This is a genomic window from Sulfitobacter mediterraneus, assembly GCF_003054325.1.
GTDB lineage: Bacteria > Pseudomonadota > Alphaproteobacteria > Rhodobacterales > Rhodobacteraceae > Sulfitobacter > Sulfitobacter mediterraneus.
Genome location: NZ_QBKU01000006.1, coordinates 189,381 through 207,349, shown reverse-complemented (window position 1 = coordinate 207,349; position 17,969 = coordinate 189,381). Strand labels below are relative to the sequence as shown.

The window sequence follows — 17,969 nt, the reverse complement described above, 5'->3', positions numbered from 1 at the left end:
GAAAAGGCGGGGCATGATCATCTCATGCCCCGCCTTTGCTTGTTTTGAAGTGTTCGGCCCGTGATTAACGTACGAACTTCTTATGCTTCAAACGCTTCGGCTCCAGCGCATCGGCACCCAAGCGGCGTTTCTTGTCTTCTTCGTAGTCTTCAAAATTGCCTTCAAACCATTCCACATGCGCCTCACCCTCAAAGGCGAGGATATGGGTGCAGATCCGGTCGAGGAAGAAACGGTCGTGCGAGATAACAACCGCGCAACCGGCAAAATCCACCAGCGCGTCTTCGAGGGCGCGCAGGGTTTCGACGTCCAGATCGTTGGTCGGTTCATCGAGCAGCAGAACGTTTCCGCCTTCTTTGAGCAGACGCGCCATGTGCACGCGGTTCCGTTCACCGCCCGAGAGGTTGCCAACTTTCTTTTGTTGATCGCCGCCCTTGAAGTTGAAGGAAGAGCAATAAGCGCGGGAGTTTACTTCGGCATCGCCCAGCTTGATCAGTTCGGCGCCGCTTGTGATGGCCTGCCAGACGGTATCATCATCGCCCAGATCATCGCGCGACTGGTCCACATAAGACAGATCAACCGTATCGCCATATTCGATGCTGCCTGCGTCAGGCTTTTCTTGACCGGTCAGCATTTTGAACAGTGTCGATTTACCTGCGCCGTTCGGGCCGATCACACCAACGATACCGCCGGGAGGCAGATCGAATGTCAGATCTTCGACCAACAGTTTGTCGCCCATCGCCTTGTTCAGATTCGCGACCTCAATCACCTTGTTGCCAAGACGCGGGCCGTTGGGGATGACGATCTGTGCACGGGTCAGTTTCTCGCGCTCTGACTGGTCAGCCATTTCGTTATAGGCGTTGATACGCGCCTTGGATTTGGCCTGGCGGGCCTTGGCCCCTTGGCGCATCCATTCAAGTTCGCGCTCCAGCGTTTTCTGCTTGGATTTGTCTTCGCGGGCTTCTTGCGCCAGACGTTTTGCCTTCTGCTCAAGCCAGTCGGAATAGTTGCCCTCGTACGGCACGCCTTTGCCGCGGTCGAGCTCAAGAATCCAGCTGGTGATGTCATCGAGGAAGTAACGGTCGTGGGTGACGATCAGGATTGTGCCTTTGTAATCCATCAGGTGCTGTTGCAGCCATGCGATGGTTTCGGCGTCAAGGTGGTTGGTCGGTTCATCGAGCAACAACATGTCAGGCGCTTCAAGCAGAAGTTTGCACAGCGCCACGCGGCGGGCTTCACCGCCCGACAGATCTTTGATGTTGGCGTCGTCTGGTGGGCAACGCAGGGCCTCCATCGACACATCGATCTGGCTGTCCAGATCCCAAAGGTTCTGCGCGTCGATGTCGTCTTGCAGTTTGGCCATCTCATCGGCGGTTTCGTCCGAATAGTTCATCGCCAGTTCATTATAGCGATCAAGGATGGCTTTTTTCTCAGCGACGCCCAGCATAACATTTTCGCGTACAGTCAGGCTTTCGTCCAGCTTGGGTTCCTGCGGCAGATAGCCAACTTTGGCCCCCTCGGCAGCCCATGCTTCGCCTTGGAAGTCCTTGTCGAGACCCGCCATGATCTTGAGCAGAGTTGATTTACCTGCACCGTTCACACCGACAACACCGATCTTCACGCCCGGCAGGAAATTCAGGTGGATATTTTCAAAGGTTTTCTTACCGCCCGGATAGGTCTTTGAGACGCCGGACATGTGATAGACGAATTGGTAGGCGGCCATGAGAGTTTCCTGTCTGGTCAAAAGTGGATTCAGACCGCAATATCCCGCGAATGGGGCAAGATCAACGCAGACATGTCGGGTTGGGGCTGTGCAAATGGCTATTGGTGCTGGTTCTTGCGGGCTGTAGCGCCGCGATTGAGCTGGCGCCGCCACCCAATTTGTACCTTGATGGCCGCAACTACCCTGAAAGTCTGGTGCCGATCTCGTTGCAGGTTGTTGATCCGCCGATCTTTTACATGACCGACCGCGAGCCGGTTTACCGGGATGGTGTCGTAACAAACTACGGCACGGGCCGGTCTGACGCGATGGCCTTTGGCGCGTCAGAGGTGCGGTTTGGCGCGGTGGATTGGCCCGATCTTGTGGCCCGCACCCATCTGGGCGAACGCGGCCGGATCTCGCGGCTGGAGGTGCAGGCGCTTCGCGAGGTCGTTCGCTTCCCTGATATTCCACTGGAGGCCGCACGCGAGGATGGCAGATTTGACGTTCTGCCTCTGGCGCAGGCAGCTTATGACGAACAGGCCCAAGCCTTTCAACGCGCCATCCGCAGCGAGGTTCGCCGCACAGGCAACGGGCGCATTTTGATTTTTGTACATGGCGTTCGCAATGAATTTGATGCCTCGCTCCAAACGCTGGCCAATCTGTGGCATTTCACCGGGCGGCGGTCCGTGCCGATCGTGTTTTCATGGCCTGCAGGCAACAACGGCATCCTTGGATATTTCCGGGACCGGGAATCCGGTGACTTTAGCGTTTACCACGCCAAGGAGTTCCTGCGCCTGCTTGCAGAGATCCCAGAGGTTGAAGACATTGATATTGTCACCCATTCGCGCGGCTCATCAGTGATGACGCAAGCACTGCGCGAGTTGGTGATTTTTCATCGCGCGCAGGGGCGGGCGCCAAAGATTGCGATGAAGACCGGTACGTTGATCCTCGCTGCGCCTGATCTGGACACGGGTATCGTGCGGCAACGCCTGTTGTCAGAACGGGTGTCGGAGGCATTTGAGCAGATCAACATCTACGTCAATCCGGATGATGTTGCCCTGCGCCTGTCCTCTATTCTGACCAATGCACCGCGCATCGGCGCGGCGACGGATGAGGATTTTGCTGAGGGCGAGCTTCAGTATCTGCGCAAACAGGCATTGATCCATTTCATCCGGGTGGAAAACGCAATTGGATCCGACAGCCATTCCTATTTCCGTGCCAATCCGGCGGTCCTGTCCGATATCGTTCTGGCGCTGCGCACCCGCGCCTTTCCCGGAGGTGAATTGCGCCCGCTTGAGGAAGATGCTGATCTGATCTGGCGTTTGCATCCCGATTACCCGTTGGAACGATTGCCCGATTTGACGGTGGACGTGGGCCGTTAAGGTGGCGGCGTCATCGAGGCCTCTTGATTGACAAGCGCAGGCAAACACCGTTGAACCTGTGAGGCATTTACGGGGGCCGCAACGTGCGCCATCAGTTTCCATACGCCGCGCCGGGGCAGGTTGTCGGGTTATTGGGCGGATCGTTTGATCCGGCTCATGCGGGGCATGTGCATATCACCCGTGAGGCGCTCAAACGGTTTGGGCTTGATCAGGTTTGGTGGCTGGTCAGCCCCGGAAATCCGCTCAAGGCGCGGGGGCCTGCGCCCTTGGATCAGCGGATGGAGCGGGCACAGCAGGTGATGCAGCATCCGCGTGTGCAGGTCACCGATATCGAGGCCGCTTTGGGCACACGCTATACCGCGCAAACGCTTGCTAAGTTGCGCCAAAGTTACCCCAAGGTCCGCTTTGTCTGGCTGATGGGTGCTGACAATCTGGCGCAGTTTCATCTTTGGCAGGATTGGCGGCAGATCGCGCAAACCGTGCCGATGGGTATTCTGGCCCGCCCCGGCCAGCGCATTTCTGCAAGAATGAGCCGGGCCGCCGCTCTTTATGCGCCATACCGCATTCCGGGGCGCTATTCACAGCTGCTGGCCAGGGCCGATGCGCCCGCGTGGTGTTTTGTGAATGTGCCGATGCATGACGCCTCGTCCACGGCGATCCGGGCCACGGGCGGCTGGTCAGCGCAATCGGGTTGAGGCAAGGCCCGCGCCGATGATTAAAGCCAAGCCAGCCCATGTGAACGCATCCGGCAGGGTGCTGAACAAAACCCAACCCAATAGCACTGCCGCGATCAGCTGAAAATAGACCAGCGGGGCCAGCCGCGTGGCCGGTGCCAAGCCGTAGGCATAAAGCAAAAGCAGGTTGCCCAGCATAGAAAACAACGCCGAGGCCAGTGTCATCGACGCTATCGGCAGGCTTGCCTCCGGCAGATTGGTCAGACCAAAGGGCAGCAGCAAAAACATGCTGATCGCCAGTTGGGTAAAGGTCAGCGACAGCGGCTTTCCCAAGTGCGAAAGCCAGCGCGACATGGTCAGAAACGCCCCGTAAAACAGCCCCGCAGCGACCGCCCAAAGCACATCAGCATCGCCGCCGGTTCCGGGGCGGACGACCAACAGAACACCACCAAAGCCCAGCAATATCAGAACACTGCGCACAATTGTGACGTGTTCGCGTAGAAACAGGGTGGCCAGCACATAGCTGAACATCGGACCAATAAAGAACGCAGCAAAAACCGTGGCGATGTCGACGGTGCGCAGGGCAAATTGAATGCAGGTGATCCCGCAGCACAGCATGGAGGCCCGCACCCAGATCCGCCAATTGCCGAGCAGGGCAAAACTGCCCTTTGGCAGAAACGGCAGCACCAGCACCGTGCCAAGGGCAAACCGGGACCAAGCCACAAAAACCGGCTCAACGCCCAGCCCTGACGTCAGGATCTTGCCAGCACTGTCCCCCACGGGGATCAGCGACATAGCCACCAGCATGATAAGAACGGCACGTTGCATGGAATGCGCTTAGCATGGGGGTAGAGGATTGAAAATCTGTACTTGGGGTTCTTGTGGCGGGCGGCGGACTGCGGTTTAACCGGACCATGGGTAACGATTTTTCACGACGTGGTTTTCTGGGCTGTCTGGCCGGGTTCGGGGTTGTTGGTGCGGGTGCATTGGCCGCGCCGCCAGCCACCAGTTTGCGGCCGCATTTACGCGGTGAGGGGTTCTACAAACGTGCGGTCCCCTCTGCGCAAGAGATTATCGGCGGCGAAAAACTTTCTGGTCGGGTGGCCTTTGCGGTGGCGGATGCAAAATCCGGCAAATGGCTGGAATGCGAGAACGAGCAGACCGGAACCGCACCAGCCAGCGTGACCAAAGCTCTTACCGCGCTTTACGCGCTGGAGGCGCTGGGCGCAGCGCATCAATTCCAAACAACGCTTTTGGCGACGGGCGGTGTCTTGAACGGCGAAGTGCAGGGCGATCTGGTATTGGTGGGCGGCGGTGATCCGACACTTGATACCGATGGCCTGGCGCAAATAGCGGCCCAATTGAAGGAGGCCGGGATTATCGGGGTCAAAGGCGGCTTTAAGGTGTTCGAAGCGGCCTTTCCTGTGTTGCGGCAAATTGATCCGGCGCAACCCGATCAGGTTGGATATAATCCGGCGGTCTCGGGTCTGGCGCTGAACTTCAACCGTGTGCATTTCGAATGGAAACGCGGCAGCAATGGCTATGCCATCACAATGGAAGGGCGCAGCGAACGGTATCGTCCTGCCGTGACCATGGCCTCCATGCAGATCCGTGACCGCCGCGCTCCGATCTACACCTACGAGGATCAACCAAAGCGCGACAGTTGGACGGTGGCGAAAGGGGCATTGGGCAAAAACGGTGCGCGTTGGTTGCCGGTGCGCAAGCCGGGGCTCTATGCGGGGGACGTCTTTGCGACACTGGCCGGGGCGCAGGGGATCCGGCTGGCCAAGCCAGAGGTGATTGACGCGCTGCCGCAGGGCGAGGTCATCGTCACCCACCAAAGCGGCCCGTTGCTCGGTATTTTGCAGGACATGCTGAAGTATTCCACGAACCTCACCGCCGAGATGGTTGGCCTTGCGGCCACGAAAAGCCGGATAGGCCAAGTTGCGGATTTGCAAAGCTCGGCGGCAGAGATGAACCGTTGGGCGATCAATCATCTTGGGTTGAGCGCACCCAAACTGGTGGACCATTCCGGCTTGGGCGATGCCAGCCGCATGACTGCACAGGATATGGCGCTGGCCTTGATCAAGGTGCAGGAAAGCACGCTACGAAGCATTCTGAAACCTTTCAAAATGCGCGACAAAAAGGGACGCCCGATCAAGGATCATCCAATTGCGGTGAACGCGAAGACCGGCACGTTGAATTTTGTCTCTGGTCTGGCGGGCTATGTTACAGCGGAAGACGGCCGTGAGTTGGCCTTTGCGATATTCGCAGCGGACGAAGACGCGCGCGCCAAGATCAGACCCGACGAACGCGAACGCGCACCGGGTGCAAAAACATGGAACAGGCGGGCCAAACGGGTCCAGCAGGGGCTAATTGAACGTTGGGCGGTGCTTTATGGCAGCTGAAGTTGATCTGACCGGCTGGGCCGCATTGGAACGTGAGCTTTCCTTGTGGAAGCAAGCCGATGAGATCCCGACATTCTGGTGGCGCGACGACGATGCGGAACGGCCAACCGCGGCGCTTGATCAATTGATTGGGCTATCGGACCGTTTTGGTGCGCCTTTACATTTGGCCGCGGTGCCAAAGGGCGTTGGGCCAGAACTGGCGGCGCGTCTTGACCCTTGCAAGCAAGTCTTTGTGTTGCAGCACGGATTTGCCCACATCAACCACGAACCGAAAGGCAAGCGGGCCTCTGAGGTCGGGGTAACCCGTGATTTGCAATCGCAGATCACAGATCTGCAGGCCGGGTGGGAGCTGATGTTGGCCGCCAAGCTGCCCAATTTATTGCCCGTGGTGGTGCCGCCATGGAACCGCATTGCGCCGCGCACCGTGCAGGTGCTTCCGCAGCTGGGCTATCAAATGGTGTCCGCTTTCGATCCCCGCCCAAGCGCCACGACCGCCGAGGGGCTGCTGGAGGTCAATTGCCATATCGATCCGGTGCGCTGGAAAGAAGGCGCGGTCTTTCGCGGGACCGACAAGACGTTGCAACAGGCCGTGTCCCATCTTGCGGCGCGGCGAACGGGGCAGGCTGACCGGCAAGAGCCGACGGGGTTTCTCACCCATCATCTACAAACTGACGCCGCAACCTGGGATTTTGCCGAAGCGCTGTTGGATCGGTTGACCGGAGTTGGTGGCGGGACGTGGATCACATTGGCATCTGTGTTGAAGCAAGGGCATGCACATGGCTGAGATCCGTTTTGCAAGGCCGGATGAACGCGAGGCAGTGGTGCAGTTCATGTTTGAACGGTTCCCGCGCGTCAGGTGGTCCATCGAGGGCTGGCGTATGCTCCTATCCGGACGCTGGGCACAGGAAGGTGACCCCTTTGCCGTTGTCGTGTGCGATCAAGGTGCTTTGGTTGGCGTTCTGGGCCTCGTGATGTCGCGGCGCCAGATGGATTTTGGCGCGGTCAAGGTCTGCAATATGACCTCTTGGTATGTTGACAAGGCTTATCGCGGCCAAGGCGTTGGCCAAAAGGTCATGCAACTGGTGACCGCAGACCCGGATCTGACCTGCACCAATCTCAGCAGCGCCCGTGGCGCCTTGGGCGTGGTCGCCAATGTTGGTCTTCAGGTGCTTGATGACACCCGATTTGTCTGGGAACGGTCGGGGCCGTCCCCGTTGAGCGTTCACACGGATCTGAAAGGCGAAGAAGGCGCCCTTTCAGCGCGGGAACGGCAGATTGTGAAGGATCATGCGGATCTGGATCTGCGCCCCGTTGTGGTCGATACGCCGGATGGGCCGTGTTTCATGATGGTCTGGGTCAAACAAAAAGTGGATGAATACCTCACCCATGAGGTGATGTACCTTGGGAATCGTACCCTATTTGGCCGTTATGCCCGCGAGATTGCCGACGCCGTACTGCCGGATGATCATGCCGCGGTTTTGTCGGTCGACAGCCGGTTTGTTGCCGAGGGCACCACACCAGACCGGACTGAGCCGATCCCGGTGCCGCGATTCTATTCTCCGGGAAACCTGCCCCCAGAAGACGTTGATCACCTCTATTCAGAGATCGTTCTGCTGGGGATGAAACTTTATTGAGCGCAGGCCGGCCTTTAGATCAGGTGCCGTGCCCGCGCGCCGCGTTCAATCGCGGCAGCATGCAGACGGTCGATGTTGAGCTCATACCGGATCTCTTCAAGCAGGCGCAGCTCTGTTTCTTCGAGGGTGCCATCCGCCGCCGCCACATCACAAGACAGCGCATAGGCCGTCTCATAAAGCCGCTCAGGCAGTCCGCCCCGGATCAGGCCGAACAGCGCATCGAGGCCATCCTCTTGATCAAAAAGGTCAAAAACAGTTTTGCTGATGCTGCTCAACCGGTCGATATCAAAATCGGCAAAGATCGGCAGGATGTTCACGGCGGTCTGAATCTTGATCAGTTCGGTGGTTCCGATGTCCGCATCAGACGCGGACACCGCAACCATCAAGGCAATCAGGCAATCTTGTGGGCTGAGCGGGGAAGGGAGAGTGTCCGTCATCGTGCTGCATCCTTTGAGGGGTCATGTTGCAGTGCAGAATATTGACGCTTCGACGGTGACGCAATAGGTAGACCCGCAGTCCTGCGCAAAGTGTGCCGGGCAATATGAAATGGATGACCCCTATGTCCGAGACGCGTGACGCCGCAATGACAAGCAAAGCCTGGCCTTTTGAAGAAGCGCGCCGGGTGCTCAAACGCTATCAGAAGGCACCGCCGGAAAAGGGGTATGTGCTGTTTGAAACCGGATACGGGCCATCAGGCTTGCCGCATATTGGTACCTTTGGAGAGGTTCTGCGTACCACGATGATCAAGCGCGCCTTTGAAGAGATTTCAGACATCCCGACCAAGCTGATCTGTTTCTCCGATGATCTGGACGGCATGCGCAAAGTGCCGGGCAACGTGCCGCAGCAGGACATGCTGGCCGAACATATGCACAAACCGCTGACCTCGGTGCCAGATCCGTTTGGCACGCACGAAAGTTTTGGCCACCACAACAACGCCATGCTGCGCCGGTTTCTTGATACCTTTGGGTTCGAGTATGAATTCTATTCCGCGCGTGAGTTTTACCGCACCGGGCAGTTTGACAAAATCCTGCTGAGGGCCGCAGAAAAGTACGATGATATCATGGCGGTGATGCTCAAGTCGCTGCGCGAAGAGCGGCGCCAGACCTATTCGATCTTTTTGCCCATCCACCCCGAAACCGGGCGGGTGATGTATGTGCCGATGAAAGAGGTGAACGCCAAGGCTGGCACCATCACCTTTGACACCGAAGAGGGCGAGGAAATGACCCTGCCTGTCACCGGCGGTAACGTAAAGCTGCAATGGAAGCCGGATTTTGGCGCACGCTGGGCGGCGCTCGATGTCGATTTCGAGATGTATGGCAAAGAGCATGCCACCAACACCGCGATCTATGACCGGATTTGCGAGATTTTGGGCGGCAAGAAGCCGGATCACTTCAGCTATGAATTGTTCTTGGACGAGAACGGTCAGAAGATCTCCAAATCTTCGGGCAACGGCATTTCTATTGATCAATGGTTGACCTATGCCAGCACCGAAAGCCTGTCGTATTTCATGTTCCTTAAGCCCAAAACGGCCAAGCGGATGTATTTCGACGTGATCCCCAAGGCCGTGGATGAATACCATCAACAGCTTAAGGCCTATGAGACGCAAGACACCAAGGCGCGGCTGAACAACCCGGCTTGGCATATCCACGGCGGCGATGTTCCGACCTCGGACATGGTTGTGCCGTTTTCGATGTTGCTGAATCTTGCGTCGGTGTCCAGCGCCGAGGACAAGTCGCAATTGTGGGGCTTTATTCAGCGTTATGCGCCGGAAGCGACGCCGGAAACCAACCCCGGTATGGATGCGGCGGCGGGTCATGCGGTGGCGTATTACAACGATTTTGTGAAGCCGAACAAAACCTTCCGTGCGCCGAGCGATCTGGAACGCACCGCGCTGGAAGAGCTGCGCGACAATCTGAAATCCTGGGATGGGGGGCTGGACGCCGAGGCGCTGCAAAGCATGGTCTTTGCGGTCGGCAAACCCAAGTTCGAGCCGCTTCGCGATTGGTTCACGGCGCTCTATGAAGTGCTGCTAGGCGCCAGCCAAGGCCCGCGTTTCGGTGGATTTATCGCGCTATATGGCGTGGATGAAACTGTAGCGCTGATTGATGACGCGCTGGCGGGAAAACTGACTGCGGGCTGAAACTCTTGCCCTGATGCGGGCGTGACTTAGCTTAAGTCATGTCAGTAAGGGAGCGAGAGAGATGCGAAGCTATATAACATCTGTGTTCGGAGGGCTGGTTCTGTCGGCCCTCCTTGTGTTTGGTGCGACGGCGCAGGTGCCCGAAGTCGAAGACACCATCAACCAGCAAATCGAGGCGTTCAAGGCGGATGACTTTGCCGAAGCCTTCACCTTTGCCACTCCGACATTGCAACGATTGTTCCAATCCCCGCAGAACTTCGAGCGGATGGTGATCAACGGGTATCCGATGGTCTGGCGTCCTGCGGAGGTGCGGTATCTTGAACAGGTGCAGGATGGGTCGGTGGTCTATCAAAAGGTGCAGATCACGGATGCCAAGGGGTTCACCCACCTGTTGCTTTACCGGATGCAGCAGACTTCCGAAGGATGGCGCATTGGCGGCGTTCAATTGTTGGCCGCGCCTGGCGGAACTGCCTGACGCACAGACCATCATCGTTGCACCTGCGCCGGACGGTCCCGTCCGGCGGGGTTAACCCTTGCCCGATACTTCCCTGAGCCGACCCGGCAACGCCGGGAGATGCGGCAAACTGGCGGTCCGTGATTTGCGGCCCCGAACAAAGGGAAAATGCGATGAACAAGGCAATTACCGAGGGTCTGGTGTTGGCCCCGACCCCCTATGCGAATGGTCTGGATGTCTATTCAAGCGGCGACGGAACGCCCGGATCCGACACCTATGACAACGATCCCAATGCCCTGTTCGTGCCAGCAGATCAGGATTTTGGCGGCGCTCTGGAACTTCTGAAAACGCAAGGGGTGCAGAAAATCCGGTTTATGGGGCAAACGCCGATCCTGCCGGGCTGCTATTTGCAAATCCGTGCGCGGATCAAGGCGATCAGTGGCAACCTGCCATCGGTGCGGATTGCGGGCTATCCGGCGCTGGGCAACGGCAACCGGGTTTCGGGGCTGACGGAGTTTTCGGCCTCGGTTGATCTCACAAGCTATGGCGACGTGGTCGAGGTGCGGGGCATTGTTGGCACCGGCACCCGCGGCGGTGTGGATATGCCATGGGGCAATGAACCGGTTTACGGCCACTTTGGCATAGACCTGACGGGGCCCAATGGCGGCATTGTTCGGGTCGATGATATCGAGATTGAAGATGTCACTGCCGTGTTCCTGCGCGGGATGATCTCAACCGTTGATGTGACGGACTATGGCGCCATCGGCGATGGCACCACCGACAATACCGCAGCATTTGAGGTCGCCAATGCTGCGGCCAACGGGCGCGAGGTGTTTGTGCCAGCAGGTGTCTTCCGTCTGGACAACGATGTGACCTTTGACACTGCGGTCAAATTCGAAGGGCGGGTCACTATGGCAACCGCCGCCAAACTGCTGCTGCGCCGCAGCTTTGATCTGCCCAGTTATATTGAAGCCTTCGAGGATGAGGCGGAGGCGTTTCGCAAGGCGTTTCAGGCACTGCTGAGCAATTCGGATCATGAGACCCTTGATCTGGGCGGTCGCAAGGTCACGATCACGGAGCCGCTCAATATGCAGGCCGCCGTTCCAGACCGGGACAGCTATGCCACGCGCCGGGTGATCCGCAACGGCCAGCTAGAGGCGGAAAATTCCGCAGCGTGGAATACCGATACGGTCACCTCACAGGCCACCTATGACGCGGGCAACAACCGGGTGCTGACCAATGTGGTCAATGTGGCAAACGTGCAGATTGGCGCTTTGGTCGAGGGCGCTGGCGTGGGGCGAGAGGTCTATGTTCAGGACAAGAACGAAGCGACGCAGCAAGTGACCCTGACCCAGCCCTTGTTCGATGCAGAGGGCACCCAAAGCTATACGTTCAAGCGGTTCAAATACCTTGTGGATTTCAGTGGCTTTAACCAGCTCAGCAAATTCGTGATGGCGGATATCGAGTTTCAGTGCAACGACCGTTGTAGCGGTATCATGCTGGCCCGATCGGGTATTACCTTCCATCTGCGCGATTGCTTCATCAGCCGCCCGATGGACCGGGGCATCACATCGGCTGGCACGGGGTGTCAGGGGATGTTGGTGGACCGGTGTCAGTTCCTGTCTGCCGAAGACCCGCTGGATGTGCCAAACCGCAAGACTATCGGTTTCAACGCTAACACCAATGATGTGAAAATCCGCAATAACCGTGCGACCAAGTTCCGGCATTTCGGGTTGCTGGCCGGGGCCAATAACATCGTGACAGGCAATCACTTTTTCCAAGGTGATACTGTGCAAGATGGCGTGCGGTCTGCCGGGCTTATTCTGGCCAACACCCATGTCAGCAGCGTGATTTCAGGCAATTACATCGACAATTGTTTCGTTGAATGGACCAATGAACATGACGCCGCGCCGGAGTTTAACTCGGAGTTTTCCTTCAGCGCGCTCAGCATCACCGACAACATCTTTTTGTCAGGGGAGGTGGCGCCTTGGTTCAGCTATCTTATCGTAAAGCCGCATGGCACGGGACATTTCCTGAGCGGGGTCACGATCACCGGCAACAGGTTCCGCAGCTTGAATGGTTCGATTGACCGAGTTGAGCGGGTCGATGACAGTTTTGCCGATCTGGACATGAGCCGCTGCAAAAACATCGTGATGGCGGCCAATTCGTTTCATGCGGTGTCCAACCCGGTTGAAAATCCGGCTTATGTCGAGTTTGAGCAGAACCAGCCCTCCACGGCGTGGGAGATCGACGCCAGCGCTCAGTTGCCGTTCTCGGGACAAGCGTTGCAGGTGGACAGCGTGATGCCGTTTGGGCCAATCCGCAATGACAACAACGTGCGCCAATATGATATGGCCTATGTCGATTTGCAGCATGGGACGCAGGGCGATCATATCCAACTGGTCTGGCCGACGCCTGTCAAAGGAACAGTGCAGGCCATGGTGCGTATGGATAAACGATAAAGAGGCTGCTCAGAACTCGCGCCACAAACCGATCTTGATACGGTTTGCGGCGACCCCTTTGAGCGGTGCCTCGATCCCGAACTGGATCTGGAAATCTGTGATCGGCGGGCGGACCACCAGCGATGGCACAAAAGTGGCATAAGTGCTGCCATCGGAGTGACCGAGATTGAGTTCCAAAATGCCCTTGGTGGCCTTTCCCAGATTGAGGCCAAACGTCCCATCCAGCTTGGCGCGGTAGTCCTTGGATTTGACGTCCCACAGCAGTGACCCGTCCACGGTGACCCATCCGCCTTTCGCGCCCATCTGCATGCCACGACCCCATGTCAGGCCGGTTTTGAGGGTTGGGCGCGTGCCATAGCTGCCCCAATTTGCGCCGATACCGATCTCATAGGCGAATTTATTTTTCCCCTCAGCCGGGCCGAGCGCGCGACGAAAAAACAAAACGCCGCTGCCGTTCTGGCCCGAGGGGTCGTTGGCCGCCAGATTCAAATCCGCGCCCAATGTTGTCTCTTTTGTCAGGCCAAATTCCAAATAGGTGCTGCTTTGGGTTTCAAAGGTTCGGGTGCTGCTGATGGAGGTCGATAAGAAGGTCTTGCCCTCTTCGCGAAGCCACGGGCCGGCGGCCAATGGCGCGGCAAAACTGTGCAGGATCGCGGTAATCAGCAGGTAATAACGCATCGGGCCCTCCGACCCTGATCGTCCTAAACGAAGGTTAACAATTCCTTACAAGACTCGGCGATTTGAATGACAAAAGGCCCGGAGCGATAAGCGCCCCGGGCCTTTGAAGTGGTCGATGACCAGATTTTACACGCGGACGGAACCACCACGTGGACCTGCGATCAGCCAGACGATCAGGCCGACAACTGGCAAGAGCAGGATGCCAAGGGTCCAGAGGATCTTGCTCAGCGTTGAGGTGCTGGAGGTCAGAACCTGATAGATGGCGTAGATGTCAGCGATCAGGATGATCAGTCCAAGAAGTCCATATTCCATTGTTATTCTCCATTTGTGGTTAACAGGTGTTCTGCTGAGTTAACCGCGCTTGGGATCAATCGGTTCCATTTCCGGCAAAATAATTCCGTGCGATGGAAAGACCCTATACAAGGAAGGGCGCGAGGCTTTGGGAGTTCGGCGAATTTATTGTGGTATTATATTTTGTTTAAAAACATAGGCTTAAATAAGATTAACTGCCCTGAAGCGTCAACCGTTGAAATCGAAACACTGAAAATTTCGGGAACCAAATCGTGAGCCGTCTGTTCTTTCACCATGACGTTCAAACGCAACGGACTTGAAAGGAAAAGACAATGAAATCGACCACAGCAATTATTGGTGGTGCAGCCGCCGCAGTCGTTATCGCCGCCGGTATCTACATGATTGATATCGACCAAACCCAAGAGACACGCATGCCTGATGTGGACGTCTCGGTGAATGGTGGCCAGCTGCCGGAATTTGAAGCAGAGGTTGGGTCCGTTTCCGTGGAACAGGAAGATGTTACTGTCGACGTGCCAGACGTTGAAGTGACCATGGAAGAAAAACGCCTGACCGTTCCGACGCTGGAGATCAATCCACCGTCCGACGACAGCTAATCAGACGACCTGAGTGAAAAAGTCCCGCAATTCTGCGGGGCTTTTTTTTGTTTCGATCCCAGTCTCAGCGACCCTTGCGCCGTTTCACCCCGCCGCGCATTCCGCCGCGGCCCAAGGTGCTGCGCCCCGAAGCTTTCTGTGCGTCATCCACCGCCTTGTCGACCATGTATTGCCGCGCCATTGGGTCGTCCGCGATGGCCAGATCAACCGCCTCAAGCCGTTTGACCTCATCGCGCAGCCGCGCCGCTTCTTCAAATTCAAGGTTCTCGGCGGCCTTGCGCATGTCGGTCCGAAGACCGTCCAGAACAGCCTGCATGTTACCGCCCGCCAGATTTTTGTCGATCTGGGTGGTGACACGGTTCATGTCCACATCGCCTTTGTAGAGACCTGACAGAATGTCTTCGACGTTCTTTTTGACAGTGGCCGGGGTGATCCCGTGTTCCTCGTTGTAGGCGATCTGTTTGGCACGGCGGCGGTCGGTCTCGGCCAATGCCCGTTCCATCGATCCGGTGATCCGATCGGCATACATGATCACACGGCCTTCGGCGTTTCGCGCGGCACGGCCGATGGTCTGGATCAAGGAGGTCTCCGAGCGCAGGAAGCCCTCCTTGTCCGCATCCAGAATGGCCACCAACCCGCATTCAGGGATATCGAGCCCTTCGCGCAGCAGGTTGATCCCGATCAGCACATCAAACGCGCCAAGCCGTAGGTCGCGCAGGATCTCGATCCGTTCAATCGTGTCGATGTCGCTGTGCATATAGCGGACGCGAATACCCTGTTCGTGCATGTATTCGGTCAGATCTTCGGCCATGCGTTTGGTCAATGTGGTGCAAAGCGTGCGATAACCATCCGCCGCCATGCGCCGCACCTCGTCCAGCAGGTCATCCACCTGCATCTCAACCGGGCGGATTTCCACTTGTGGATCGAGCAGGCCAGTGGGCCGGATCACTTGTTCGGTGAAGACACCGCCGGTTTGCTCAATCTCCCAGGAGGCAGGGGTCGCCGAAACAAAAACCGACTGCGGGCGCATTGCGTCCCATTCCTCAAATTTCAACGGGCGATTGTCCATACAAGATGGCAGGCGGAACCCGTGTTCGGCCAAAGTAAACTTACGCCGGTAGTCACCTTTGTACATCGCGCCGATCTGCGGCACGGACACATGGCTTTCATCGGCAAAGACAATTGCGTTGTCGGGGATGAATTCGAACAGCGTAGGTGGCGGTTCACCCGGTGCGCGGCCCGTCAAATAGCGCGAATAGTTTTCAATCCCGTTGCACACGCCTGTGGCTTCCAGCATCTCAAGATCGAAATTTGTGCGCTGCTCAAGCCGTTGCGCCTCAAGCAATTTTCCATCGGCGACCAGTTGATCCAGCCGGGTGCGCAGCTCTTTCTTGATGCCGATCACGGCCTGCTGCATCGTGGGTTTTGGCGTCACATAGTGGCTGTTGGCGTAGACGCGGATCTGTTCAAAGGTGTCTGTCTTCTCGCCGGTGAGCGGGTCAAACTCCGTAATGCTTTCCAGCTCTTCGCCGAAGAAGGACAGCCGCCAGGCGCGGTCCTCAAGGTGGGCGGGGAAGATCTCAAGCGAATCGCCACGCACCCGAAAGGAGCCACGCTGAAACGCAGCATCATTACGGCGGTATTGCTGGGCAACGAGATCGGCAATCACCTGCCTTTGATCATAGCTGGTACCCGCTTTCAAATCCTGGGTCATGGCGCCGTAGGTTTCGACCGAGCCGATGCCATAGATACAGGATACTGAGGCCACGATGATCACATCGTCCCGCTCCAGCAGCGCCCGCGTGGCCGAGTGGCGCATGCGGTCGATCTGTTCGTTAATCTGGCTTTCTTTTTCGATATAGGTGTCGGACCGTGCCACGTAAGCTTCGGGTTGGTAATAGTCATAATAGCTGACGAAATATTCGACGGCGTTATCAGGAAAGAAGCCTTTGAATTCGCCATAAAGCTGCGCCGCGAGGGTTTTGTTCGGGGCAAGGATGATCGCCGGGCGCTGGGTCTGTTCAATAACCTTGGCCATGGTGAAGGTTTTACCCGTGCCCGTCGCGCCCAGCAAAACCTGATCTCGGTCACCGTCGTTCAAGCCAGCAGACAGTTCCGTAATGGCTGTCGGCTGGTCGCCCGCGGGTTCAAATTCAGTGTGCAGGACGAACTTGCGCCCGCCCTCCAGCTTTGGCCGGCTGCGCACATCGGGCGCTGGGTTGGCCATGATCGGCATGGCGTCGGGGTTACCGCCGGATTTGTCGGTCTGTGCGTAGGGCATTTTTGGTCCTTGCGAGGCTGAGACCCATAGGTGACGTCTTTTGCCCCAGGATCAAGAGGCCGGGGCGGTTTGCTGCCACAAACTGACAGGGGAGGTGAGCAAGAATAGGCTTTTGGTCCCGCGGCAAATGCCGGGGGGCCAGCCCCCCGGATCCCCCGGAGGTATTTAAGGCCAGAAAGGGAGAGGAGCGGTTTTGGTGCGGATGGTGTGCCTATTGGATCAAATGCGGGATTTGTTACAGGGAAAGCCCGCTGCTGTCTCTTGCCCCGCGCCCGCGAATATCGGATAAGCCAGTAACGCTAGCAGCAAAGAGGCCGATATGCGCGCACGTATCTTCCAACCCGCACGCACCGCGATGTCATCAGGCACCGCCAAAACCCGCGTCTGGCTGCTTGAGTTTGCCCCTTCGGAAAGCCGGGAAGTTGATCCGCTGATGGGGTGGACCTCATCCTCTGACACGCAGTCACAGGTTCGGTTGCAATTCTCGTCGAAGGAAGAGGCGATGGAATATGCCCGCGAGCATGGCATCGACGCACAGGTGCAGGGTCCGAACAAACGCAAGCCGAACATCCGCGCAGGTGGCTATGGTGAGAACTTTGCGACCGGACGCCGCGGCGCATGGACCCACTAGACGTTACATCAGAACAACCAGACACCGCTGATGTTCGCGCCTTGCTGGAACGGCACTTTGCGTTGATGCGTTCCTTGTCGCCTGCCGAAAGCTGTCACGTGATGGCACCCGAGACATTGCTGGACGCTGGCGCGACCCTGCTGGGCCTGCGCGAGGCTGGCGTTTTATTGGGCGTAGGTGCGTTGACGCGCATTGGCGATGACGCGGGCGAGCTGAAGTCCATGCACACGGCGCAAGAGGCCCGCGGCAAGGGTGTTGCGCGGCGGTTGTTGCAGGCGTTGATGCAGGAGGCCCGCGATCAGGGCATGAGCCGGATCAGTCTGGAAACCGGCAGCGCGGCAGAGTTTCAGGCTGCGCGAAATCTCTACGCTGCGGAAGGCTTTGAGACCTGCGCGCCCTTCGGTGATTACCAGCTTGATCCGCTCAGTGCCTTTATGACCCGGACCTTGTGATTTTCCGGCCATGATCAGGCTTGCCAAGCCATGCCCGATGTTGGACAACCGCGCCAGCGGTCCCTTAGCTCAACTGGATAGAGCAGCTGACTTCTAATCAGCAGGTTGAGGGTTCGAGTCCTTCAGGGATCGCCAGTTTCTTCTTGATTTAGCCGCGCAATTACCGCTC

17 protein-coding genes and 1 tRNA gene are annotated in these 17,969 nt (G+C 57.6%); 12 read left to right on the top strand and 6 right to left on the bottom strand.

Annotation, left to right across the window (positions count from 1 at the left end):
* Positions 1–64 precede the first annotated feature (64 nt).
* Positions 65–1,720, bottom strand: a complete 1,656-nt coding sequence (gene ettA / locus C8N31_RS11845) for an energy-dependent translational throttle protein EttA (protein ID WP_025049576.1) — start codon at positions 1,718–1,720, stop codon at positions 65–67.
* 23 nt (positions 1,721–1,743) lie between these two features.
* Here ettA and C8N31_RS11840 point away from each other — a divergent pair, with 23 nt between their 5' ends.
* Positions 1,744–3,081, top strand: coding sequence for an alpha/beta hydrolase (locus tag C8N31_RS11840; RefSeq protein ID WP_249031125.1), 1,338 nt, complete (start codon positions 1,744–1,746; stop codon positions 3,079–3,081).
* A gap of 83 nt (positions 3,082–3,164) precedes the next feature.
* On the top strand, positions 3,165–3,776 hold the full coding sequence (locus tag C8N31_RS11835; RefSeq protein WP_025049578.1) for a nicotinate-nucleotide adenylyltransferase: 612 nt from the start codon (positions 3,165–3,167) through the stop codon (positions 3,774–3,776).
* On the opposite strand, the gene C8N31_RS11830 is transcribed toward C8N31_RS11835, so the two are convergent.
* On the bottom strand, positions 3,759–4,583 hold the full coding sequence (locus tag C8N31_RS11830) for a DMT family transporter (protein WP_025049579.1): 825 nt from the start codon (positions 4,581–4,583) through the stop codon (positions 3,759–3,761). The genes C8N31_RS11835 and C8N31_RS11830 overlap by 18 nt on opposite strands.
* Before the next feature lie 86 nt (positions 4,584–4,669).
* On the opposite strand from C8N31_RS11830, the gene dacB reads away from it, so the two are divergent.
* From dacB to C8N31_RS11815, 3 genes are read left to right on the top strand one after another with little or no spacing between them, the layout of a single operon-like run.
* Positions 4,670–6,163 (top strand): D-alanyl-D-alanine carboxypeptidase/D-alanyl-D-alanine endopeptidase, encoded by a 1,494-nt coding sequence (gene dacB / locus C8N31_RS11825; protein ID WP_025049580.1) that lies wholly within the window; start codon positions 4,670–4,672, stop codon positions 6,161–6,163.
* Complete coding sequence (locus C8N31_RS11820) at positions 6,153–6,947, top strand: polysaccharide deacetylase family protein (RefSeq protein ID WP_051544654.1); 795 nt, start codon at positions 6,153–6,155, stop codon at positions 6,945–6,947. The genes dacB and C8N31_RS11820 overlap by 11 nt, the downstream gene beginning before the upstream one ends.
* Positions 6,940–7,797, top strand: coding sequence for a GNAT family N-acetyltransferase (locus C8N31_RS11815; RefSeq protein ID WP_025049582.1), 858 nt, complete (start codon positions 6,940–6,942; stop codon positions 7,795–7,797). The genes C8N31_RS11820 and C8N31_RS11815 overlap by 8 nt, the downstream gene beginning before the upstream one ends.
* 14 nt (positions 7,798–7,811) lie before the next feature.
* Here C8N31_RS11815 and C8N31_RS11810 read toward each other — a convergent pair whose 3' ends face one another.
* Positions 7,812–8,234 carry a tellurite resistance TerB family protein gene (locus C8N31_RS11810; protein ID WP_025049583.1) on the bottom strand — a complete coding sequence of 141 codons (423 nt, stop codon included), beginning with the start codon at positions 8,232–8,234 and terminating at the stop codon, positions 7,812–7,814.
* Positions 8,235–8,356: 122 nt separating this feature from the next.
* On the opposite strand from C8N31_RS11810, the gene C8N31_RS11805 reads away from it, so the two are divergent.
* From C8N31_RS11805 to C8N31_RS11795, 3 genes are all read left to right on the top strand, one after another.
* Positions 8,357–9,937 (top strand): lysine--tRNA ligase, encoded by a 1,581-nt coding sequence (locus tag C8N31_RS11805; RefSeq protein ID WP_025049584.1) that lies wholly within the window; start codon positions 8,357–8,359, stop codon positions 9,935–9,937.
* 61 nt (positions 9,938–9,998) lie between these two features.
* Positions 9,999–10,412, top strand: coding sequence for a DUF4864 domain-containing protein (locus C8N31_RS11800; RefSeq protein ID WP_025049585.1), 414 nt, complete (start codon positions 9,999–10,001; stop codon positions 10,410–10,412).
* A 152-nt stretch (positions 10,413–10,564) separates the two neighbouring features.
* Positions 10,565–12,853 (top strand): glycosyl hydrolase family 28-related protein, encoded by a 2,289-nt coding sequence (locus C8N31_RS11795; protein ID WP_025049586.1) that lies wholly within the window; start codon positions 10,565–10,567, stop codon positions 12,851–12,853.
* A 9-nt stretch (positions 12,854–12,862) separates the two neighbouring features.
* Here C8N31_RS11795 and C8N31_RS11790 read toward each other — a convergent pair whose 3' ends face one another.
* Together C8N31_RS11790 and C8N31_RS11785 are read right to left on the bottom strand one after the other, a co-directional pair.
* Positions 12,863–13,531: a hypothetical protein gene (locus tag C8N31_RS11790; protein WP_025049587.1), complete on the bottom strand. Its 669-nt coding sequence runs from the start codon at positions 13,529–13,531 to the stop codon at positions 12,863–12,865.
* Between the two features lie 126 nt (positions 13,532–13,657).
* Positions 13,658–13,843, bottom strand: coding sequence for a PLD nuclease N-terminal domain-containing protein (locus C8N31_RS11785; protein WP_025049588.1), 186 nt, complete (start codon positions 13,841–13,843; stop codon positions 13,658–13,660).
* Between the two features lie 311 nt (positions 13,844–14,154).
* Here C8N31_RS11785 and C8N31_RS11780 point away from each other — a divergent pair, with 311 nt between their 5' ends.
* The gene (locus C8N31_RS11780) at positions 14,155–14,436 is read left to right on the top strand and encodes a hypothetical protein (RefSeq protein ID WP_025049589.1); all 282 of its coding nucleotides are present in this window, start codon (positions 14,155–14,157) and stop codon (positions 14,434–14,436) included.
* A gap of 64 nt (positions 14,437–14,500) precedes the next feature.
* Here C8N31_RS11780 and uvrB read toward each other — a convergent pair whose 3' ends face one another.
* The gene (uvrB, locus tag C8N31_RS11775; protein ID WP_025049590.1) at positions 14,501–16,717 is read right to left on the bottom strand and encodes an excinuclease ABC subunit UvrB; all 2,217 of its coding nucleotides are present in this window, start codon (positions 16,715–16,717) and stop codon (positions 14,501–14,503) included.
* Positions 16,718–17,036: 319 nt separating this feature from the next.
* On the opposite strand from uvrB, the gene C8N31_RS11770 reads away from it, so the two are divergent.
* The 3 genes from C8N31_RS11770 (at position 17,037) to C8N31_RS11760 (ending at position 17,935) form a co-directional block, all read left to right on the top strand.
* Entirely contained in the window at positions 17,037–17,348 is a 312-nt protein-coding gene (locus C8N31_RS11770) for an ETC complex I subunit (RefSeq protein ID WP_025049591.1), read from the top strand.
* A complete protein-coding gene (locus tag C8N31_RS11765; RefSeq protein WP_025049592.1) occupies positions 17,336–17,800 on the top strand; it encodes a GNAT family N-acetyltransferase in 465 nt (154 codons plus the stop codon). The genes C8N31_RS11770 and C8N31_RS11765 overlap by 13 nt, the downstream gene beginning before the upstream one ends.
* A 58-nt stretch (positions 17,801–17,858) precedes the next feature.
* Positions 17,859–17,935 (top strand) — tRNA-Arg (locus C8N31_RS11760).
* Positions 17,936–17,969 lie beyond the last annotated feature (34 nt).

Coding starts and splice junctions, on each gene's coding strand:
- C8N31_RS11810 (WP_025049583.1), bottom strand. CDS start 8,234: ATGACGGACACTCTCCCTTCCCCGCTCAGCCCACAAGATTGCCTGATT.
- C8N31_RS11795 (WP_025049586.1), top strand. CDS start 10,565: ATGAACAAGGCAATTACCGAGGGTCTGGTGTTGGCCCCGACCCCCTAT.
- ettA (WP_025049576.1), bottom strand. CDS start 1,720: ATGGCCGCCTACCAATTCGTCTATCACATGTCCGGCGTCTCAAAGACC.
- C8N31_RS11765 (WP_025049592.1), top strand. CDS start 17,336: ATGGACCCACTAGACGTTACATCAGAACAACCAGACACCGCTGATGTT.
- C8N31_RS11815 (WP_025049582.1), top strand. CDS start 6,940: ATGGCTGAGATCCGTTTTGCAAGGCCGGATGAACGCGAGGCAGTGGTG.
- C8N31_RS11830 (WP_025049579.1), bottom strand. CDS start 4,583: ATGCAACGTGCCGTTCTTATCATGCTGGTGGCTATGTCGCTGATCCCC.
- dacB (WP_025049580.1), top strand. CDS start 4,670: ATGGGTAACGATTTTTCACGACGTGGTTTTCTGGGCTGTCTGGCCGGG.
- uvrB (WP_025049590.1), bottom strand. CDS start 16,717: ATGCCCTACGCACAGACCGACAAATCCGGCGGTAACCCCGACGCCATG.
- C8N31_RS11820 (WP_051544654.1), top strand. CDS start 6,153: ATGGCAGCTGAAGTTGATCTGACCGGCTGGGCCGCATTGGAACGTGAG.
- C8N31_RS11780 (WP_025049589.1), top strand. CDS start 14,155: ATGAAATCGACCACAGCAATTATTGGTGGTGCAGCCGCCGCAGTCGTT.
- C8N31_RS11800 (WP_025049585.1), top strand. CDS start 9,999: ATGCGAAGCTATATAACATCTGTGTTCGGAGGGCTGGTTCTGTCGGCC.
- C8N31_RS11805 (WP_025049584.1), top strand. CDS start 8,357: ATGTCCGAGACGCGTGACGCCGCAATGACAAGCAAAGCCTGGCCTTTT.
- C8N31_RS11790 (WP_025049587.1), bottom strand. CDS start 13,531: ATGCGTTATTACCTGCTGATTACCGCGATCCTGCACAGTTTTGCCGCG.
- C8N31_RS11770 (WP_025049591.1), top strand. CDS start 17,037: ATGCGCGCACGTATCTTCCAACCCGCACGCACCGCGATGTCATCAGGC.
- C8N31_RS11785 (WP_025049588.1), bottom strand. CDS start 13,843: ATGGAATATGGACTTCTTGGACTGATCATCCTGATCGCTGACATCTAC.